This is a genomic window from Methylobacter psychrophilus, from assembly GCF_025583945.1.
In the GTDB taxonomy this organism is placed as follows: Bacteria; Pseudomonadota; Gammaproteobacteria; order Methylococcales; family Methylomonadaceae; genus Methylobacter_C; species Methylobacter_C psychrophilus.
Map to the genome: position 1 here is coordinate 1 of NZ_JAOEGU010000095.1, position 5,885 is coordinate 5,885.

The following is a 5,885-nucleotide window of genomic DNA, read 5'->3' on the forward strand; positions in this document are numbered from 1 at the left end:
GTTCGGTAAGCTCAAGCACTATCGCAGAATTGCTACACGATATGAGAAAAAAGCTATTAATTACATGGGGATGCTGTCATTTTCCTCGGTGCTTTTATGGCTGAGGTGAAACGTCAACAGAACCTAGCTCAACATTAATAACATCAATTGGTTGAGAGAAAATACGTGCTAATTCAAGTTTTGATTGCCCATGAAAATATACGAACACTTTTATTAATTTATAGAAGTTTTTGTTTTTTAGTTTTTTCTCCAACAAACCATTTATATGTAAATTAAAAAGATTATGCTTATATCCAAATGCTTGATGAAAGGGTGATTTAATTCTCTGGTTGTTTTTACTAACGTACCATTTATTGTTTTCACCTATCTTGTATGCTTTTAAATCCCAATCTTTAACTTCAATAATTACTACACCAGAATCTTTTTTAATTAAGATTATATCGGGCCTATCTCCGTTTAAAAAAGGCTGAAAAAATATTTCAACATCATCATCCATGCTATCTATTAGATAGTGAAGTAAAAATATTTCACCATCAGTAGGAGAAACTTTTAGTCTTTCAATGTTCTCTATTGAAGGGAATATCTGAGCCAAAATATACTTACTCTTCTTCTTTGGGGCGGGTCCAATACATTATTAAACCTGAAATGACTATAACAGGCAAAGCAACATAAGTCAGATACACGCCAACATAAGAAACTGTGAATAAAGTGATAAGGTAAAGAATTAGTGTTGTGAAAAATAAAAACTCGGCTTTATCGTGCATTGCTACCCCTTTTTAGAATTATGACGCTTTTAGCCGTCCGCTTGATTTTTTTGTTAGCTACTTTCCAACTTTGACTTTAATTTATCGAGTTTTTCTTCCATGCGTTTATTTGCTTCCTTGAAGTTTTTTAAATTATCGTATCTGCGCCAAAATTTTGTAACGCTGTAAGGCGCATTATTGGTAGGATTCGCCGACAGGCAATCGACCACAACTGCAACAGACTGTCATCGGCGTTGTGCATTGATTGGCGGTTTGTTACGCGAAACCGCCCTACGGCCCTCAAGCAACATGGCGATTTGCTTGATTCAATTCCTGGCATTAGTGAAGCCTCTATTGCTTATCTACTCATCGCATTTAGCACTCATCACAACTTTAACAATGCTAAACAAGTCGTTGCTTTTGCAGGACTGGCTTCTGCGCCGCGTGAGTCTGGGCAATGGCGAGCCAAAATGGCGATTCAGCCCTGCGTAAAGCTTTGTATATGCCCGCCCTCGTCGCTTGGCGGCACATTCCTTTAATTCGCATTTTCTGCGAAAGACTTAAAGTAAACGGTAAGAATGGTAAGGCTATTGCGTGTGCCGCCATGCGCAAACTTATACATATTGCTTTTGAAGTTATTAAATCTGGAAAACCTTTTGATCCAAACTATGCTGTTTAATTATCGCTTGCTTTTGGTGCGACAAGACGGTATCTACGAGCTGAGGTATCCAGTATTCATCGTATACCTATGTACGATGGTATTCCAAAAATAGCATAAGGGGAATTAACCATGGAGCAATAAAAACCCAACCAACAATGGGGATCGCTGATATTAAAATTGCACTAACCCATAAAAGATTACGTTGTTTTTTTGTAACAGAAGTATACCAGCTCTTTAATTGTGTTATTTTACTACCCATATAAACTCCTTCATTATTTTGACTCCTAGTTCTAATTTTTTTTATTAACTCATAAATACCTATTAATCCAAATATAATACCTGTCCATATAGCAAATCCTACTGCATGAACATGAGCAGCTACATATAAACCTATAAAAATACCTTCAGCAGTCCACTCATCAATCGCTCCAATAACGAGTAAGAGAGCAAATATAAACATTGTTTTTAAAGTTCTAATAAAAACTAATTTCACTAAATTTCCTTCTTAAGCTATCTACTGATTCTTTGTTGAAATTCTATAATATGGATTCTCGTATTTTTCTAAATTTCTTAATTTTTTCAATAATTAAATCATCCTCCAAAGGCCGTAAGACGAATTAAATGTAGGGCGTATTAGTGATAACGTAATGCGCCGAATAATCAAAGATCAACATACGGCGCAATACGCTATGCTATTTCTCCCTATAGATTGCGCCTTACTGTGTTGGAGTACTTTGCGACATCATCTGCAAAATTAGCCGTAAAGTGAAGTAAGTGCTTTTTTATCTGTATCATCATCAAGCACATGCATTTTCCGGTGACAGTTCGGGCATAGTGCGACAGTATTTTCTAAGCTATCATTACCCACTCTTGCAAGCCAAACAATGTGATGGACTTCTAAATAGGGCTTTTTGTTTTTATTAGTAAAAGGGGCTGGCAGTAAACATAATTGGCATATTCCATTAGCTCTCCGTTTTGCTTCTTCAGCGACATATTCATTCCGTTGATATTGTTTAACAGTTGCCTGCCTTGAGCCGGGAATTTTTCGTGCTTGTTTTGCTTTTCTTAGCAATTCTTCTGGAGATAGCTTACTAGCGGTGCGCGCTCTATCAGCGTCAAGGTTTTTAACTTTATCTAGCTCAACAGGTACAAACCTCGATGAATCACTTAACTGCAATGGAAACATCCATACTAAACGATCATTACCTTCAGTATCTAATTGATTCTCTTCGTATGCCTTGCCAGCCAACTGGACTTTGCCAACGTAAATATATTTGCCTTGCTCTATCACTTCAAAAAGGTGTACACCAACACCATTAGTGATTGACTCGTTTAGTGTTTTATTTTGAGCATCATTTAAATCTTGATTACCTTTTTGCCCCATGCCGGTGTAATGAATAATATCTTCGTCTATTCGATCTTGGTATAAGCATTTGATGCGGTTGGTTACAAGAACCAATGTATTAGTTTTGAGAGATCTATTCATACCGCCAAACAGACTACATCCAAAAAGAGTACAAATTTTTTTGTTGGTTAATTCTGAGCCTTGAATTATATCGGGATTAAACGTCATTTTTAATTAGAGTTTGAGTAAGGTAGATCGGGCACATCTTATTGTGACCGACATTTCCACGTTAAAATATAATAATGACATGGGGTAATATATCGATATTATGCTTTTGTCCGTTGAATATTGGGCAACGAAAAGATGTTGCCCAACAGACTAATAGGTCGGTGTCAGTGTAAAATATTTGTTTAAATAGCAACTTCTTGTTAGGCAGTTTCATGCACATATTTGAGTAGATTTTCTGCCTTTTTTAAGTACTCGACTGTAGATTGCATATCAATGCAACCATCACTTCCTACTTGCCTATATTCATCATTAACCACCGAAACTGTCATGTAGTTGCCATTGCCAAACTTAGAAGGTTTACTTAGTTTTAACCCATATTTTTCGCTGTTATCAACTATTTTTTTGTGCCACTTACTCCTGAAATATTTTCTTTTCTCAGGATCATTCACTTTGATTTTTATGCAAAACTTAGACTGCTCAAGCTGTAAATATTGCTTGCATGCGCTGTCCCCTTGAAAATGCCACCAGAATCCCAGAAATCCGCCGGTTGGATTAGAAACATAATCCCAATGACCTTCACCAAGCTTATCCTTTAGCTCCATATAAAATCCTTCCCAAGAATGCCAGTACCATTGATCAATAGGAAGAGTTCGGTAGCTATCAACCTTATCCGATATGTCTTTCAAGTGATTTCTAAAATCGTTAAAGATGTCGCTATTTATTCCGAGCTCTACACCAAAATCAAGAACACTCAAAAATTCATTACGAGAAAAAACCTGGTATCCATTTTCCTCAACTCCAACATAGCAAGCTTGGTCACGTGTCTTAAAGTAAATTGGGAGGATATTACAATCGTCGAACTCACGACTTCTGATCTCATTAAGATATTTGGATAATTGCCCTGAATGATTCTTCGTTCCAGTTTTATCCTCAATCAAAATCGCATATTTTTCATTCACTATACACAAAACATCAATGTTCGAGTCTTGCTTTATAACATCAACTTTATCAATTTTTGCCGGCAATTCCTTTCCATGCTTTTCAAAAAGACGTCCTATTAATTCTATACCGCATTTGTGTAAACTAGAGTCAGTATATTCTGGAGACGCCCATGACAATAACCAACAAATGAATGCATCTTGAGAAAGCTCACTTGTAGCGAATTTAAATAGATTTGGTGATTTCATGACAAGATCCTGTTGCTAATAAGTGATTCATTGTGGGCTGGATATCTTCAGCTTGTTTCAAATTCATATACCCTAAGTTCTAAAGGTGATTAGAATTTTTTTTGTCGCAAGTTCCTTTTTTTGCCATTTTCGAGTCAGAAACATCTTTTTGCCCTTCCTCTTCTTCTATTAACTCTACAGCGGCACCGCCAACAAAAGCGCCAGGCCTGATATATTGTTTGATAAAATAATTTTTGCCAGTTTCGGTTTTAAGAAGCAGATCGTTAGGCGAAAACTCAGACTCAGTTGAAATTTTATGCTCCTCATTTCCCTTCACTTCTTCGTAAAAGAAAACATCAGGCGCAGATTCACCAATGCATTTGTTATCGACATATATATCTTTCTTTAAAGCAGTTCCCATCCCCAATTTCCGGTAGAGATATAATCCTGAATTTCCATTAGTTGGCGGATTGAATGATTTAGCTTTTTCAGAAACCTCTTCAGATTCCATTGGCACAGAGGCACACCCGGCAAAAATAGATGAAACTAAAGCAATAAAGACAAGTTTTTTTAACATTTTTAATCCATTTTTTGTTTATAAGTATTTAATAAAAAATAACTTAACAAGATTATTATTGCATTAACAAAATAAAACCATAAAAAATATAACATATTTATTTTATATTGCAAGTGCTTAATGAAAACCACTGTCATCAGAAGAAATTGAAATTTTTAGTGAGTCATACTGAAGTGGCCAAACTATTCCTTATGGCCACGAACTCGCTGTGTTTTATTAAGCTACTTGCTTAAAAATAGTAATGCCCCATGTGTAAAATTATGGGTTTTTTTTTGTTATATTTTTCATTTTGTAATTGCGCGTTTTCATAGTGTTGTCATAGTGCAAAAGCGAAGGCGGCATAGGGTAAAATGGTGTTGGAATTAAGGCAATTTTTGTGTTTTTGGCAATTTGAAACGATTGGCAACGCATTACGTACGAAATTAGGGTGTTCAGCGCGAGAGGATAGCGAGAAAGCGAACGCGGCCCATTAATATGCGCGAAAGCATTAAGAGATATAAAAGAACAGTCTAAAAACACTCAAAAAACAAACTGAATAGGATTAGTGGGTTGTTTTTTTGTGTAGCGCTAGTGTTCTGCTGATTTTAAGTATTTTGGCGCTGTAGTGCGATTTTAAACCCTAAAACAGACCAACAAGGTTTTAGGTAATATCGAGGTTACTGTCGATCATCCACGACAATTGCTATGGTTATATCTGGACTTCTGGCCAGATAGCTGCACTATCGACCGGCAATGTTGATTTTTTTAGGTGTTTAAGTGAATTAATCCGGGAGTTCCGGCATGGATTTCAATAGAGATAAGTGCTTTAAACGCGGTGGTTATGATCTGGCCAGTGGCAAGGTTGTGGTGCAGTTTAGCGACCAGTCAATCTATGGCTATGACGGCTTAGATCTCGATGAGTAGCTGGAGTGGAAAGAGTCTTACCCGCGCGGCTCGTATTTTAATCTGAATTACTGCTATTCAAACACCCGCTTTACCCGTTTGGAGACCTGGCCGGAAAATCTTTTTTTCACGTTTTTTGAAACCTGAGCGCGCGACCTTAGCGTTATCCTTGATCTGCCGGGCTTGACCTCTCGGAACGTTCAGCCGTGAATAGTTGACGTTCTGTGGCTCCCGAGCGTCACAGTGGCCTTGCTTACGCCGGCCACGGCCCTGCAAGGCGGCG

General features: G+C 37.2%; 8 protein-coding genes and 1 pseudogene. 3 read left to right on the forward strand and 6 right to left on the reverse strand.

What is annotated here, in order from left to right; all coding sequences use genetic code 11:
- Positions 1-109: pseudogene (locus N7974_RS20935) on the forward strand (IS5 family transposase); the annotation flags it as partial.
- On the opposite strand, the gene N7974_RS19840 reads toward N7974_RS20935, so the two are convergent.
- A complete protein-coding gene (locus tag N7974_RS19840) occupies positions 95-592 on the reverse strand; it encodes a nuclease-related domain-containing protein (protein WP_262967270.1) in 498 nt (165 codons plus the stop codon). The pseudogene N7974_RS20935 and the gene N7974_RS19840 overlap by 15 nt on opposite strands.
- Positions 593-1,060: 468 nt before the next feature.
- Here N7974_RS19840 and N7974_RS19845 point away from each other — a divergent pair, with 468 nt between their 5' ends.
- The gene (locus N7974_RS19845; protein ID WP_262967271.1) at positions 1,061-1,282 is read left to right on the forward strand and encodes an IS110 family transposase; all 222 of its coding nucleotides are present in this window, start codon (positions 1,061-1,063) and stop codon (positions 1,280-1,282) included.
- 207 nt (positions 1,283-1,489) lie between these two features.
- Here N7974_RS19845 and N7974_RS19850 read toward each other — a convergent pair whose 3' ends face one another.
- The 4 genes from N7974_RS19850 to N7974_RS19865 form a co-directional block, all read right to left on the reverse strand.
- Positions 1,490-1,897 carry a hypothetical protein gene (locus N7974_RS19850; protein WP_262967272.1) on the reverse strand — a complete coding sequence of 136 codons (408 nt, stop codon included), beginning with the start codon at positions 1,895-1,897 and terminating at the stop codon, positions 1,490-1,492.
- 261 nt (positions 1,898-2,158) lie between these two features.
- Entirely contained in the window at positions 2,159-2,977 is an 819-nt protein-coding gene (locus N7974_RS19855) for an HNH endonuclease (RefSeq protein WP_262967273.1), read from the reverse strand.
- Positions 2,978-3,177: 200 nt separating this feature from the next.
- Complete coding sequence (locus tag N7974_RS19860; protein ID WP_262967274.1) at positions 3,178-4,164, reverse strand: PD-(D/E)XK nuclease family protein; 987 nt, start codon at positions 4,162-4,164, stop codon at positions 3,178-3,180.
- Between the two features lie 79 nt (positions 4,165-4,243).
- On the reverse strand, positions 4,244-4,720 hold the full coding sequence (locus N7974_RS19865; RefSeq protein ID WP_262967275.1) for a DUF2846 domain-containing protein: 477 nt from the start codon (positions 4,718-4,720) through the stop codon (positions 4,244-4,246).
- A 780-nt stretch (positions 4,721-5,500) separates the two neighbouring features.
- On the opposite strand from N7974_RS19865, the gene N7974_RS19870 reads away from it, so the two are divergent.
- Positions 5,501-5,623: a hypothetical protein gene (locus N7974_RS19870; protein WP_262967276.1), complete on the forward strand. Its 123-nt coding sequence runs from the start codon at positions 5,501-5,503 to the stop codon at positions 5,621-5,623.
- Positions 5,624-5,680: 57 nt separating this feature from the next.
- Here N7974_RS19870 and N7974_RS19875 read toward each other — a convergent pair.
- The coding region (locus tag N7974_RS19875) for a hypothetical protein (RefSeq protein ID WP_262967277.1) at positions 5,681-5,885 on the reverse strand (205 nt) is incomplete at its 5' end.